Consider the following 666-nt stretch of genomic DNA (forward strand, 5'->3'; position numbering starts at 1 on the left):
TTTTGCGTCCCCAGAGTCGTTGCATCCCTTTCAGGTTCAACGTCTCAAAACACAGCACATCAAACTTGTCCGTGAGCCACTGCGCCAACTTCCAAAACCAATCAGAACGCCGATTGACAACATCCTCCTGCTTGCGAACTAGGTTCAATCTTGCCCGTTCCCGATTAGCTGAACCTTTCCGTTTCTTAGAATGCTGACGACTCGCTTTCTTAATGGCATTAAGCGACTGTTTCAGGAATTGCGGTGATTCAATCTTGGAACCGTCTGAGCAAGTGAGAAACGTTTTCAGACCAAAATCAAATCCAGCGATTCTACTCGTCTCGAATTTGGCTTCAGGTTCAACAACGCTATCAACGACTATGACCATGAACAAGTCACCTAACGGAGTGCGTTTAATGGTCAAAGTTTTGATTTTCCCCTCAATGGGTCGAGAGTTCCAATACTGATACACACGATTCCCGATTTTGATTCGATTGCCACCGAGGAACTTATAGCCTGCTTGCTTGAGGGTGAACGATTTGTACCGTCTGACTTTCTTGAACCCCGGTGGTCGCACTCCTTTACCGTGATGTTTGAAGAACAGTTGATACCCCTTCTCAATGCGTTGACAGATATCCTGAACCGCCTGAGAACCAACCAACTGCCAGAAATCTTTACGCTTTCTGA

Annotated in this window: 1 protein-coding gene; it reads right to left on the bottom strand. The window is 46.2% G+C overall.

What is annotated here, in order from left to right; all coding sequences use genetic code 11:
* Positions 1–666, bottom strand: a 666-nt coding sequence (locus K4A83_RS22790; protein ID WP_265267017.1) for an RNA-guided endonuclease InsQ/TnpB family protein, incomplete at both ends; no start/stop codon positions are given.

It is taken from the genome of Spirulina subsalsa FACHB-351 (genome assembly GCF_026130165.1).
Lineage (GTDB): Bacteria > Cyanobacteriota > Cyanobacteriia > Cyanobacteriales > Spirulinaceae > Spirulina_A > Spirulina_A subsalsa_A.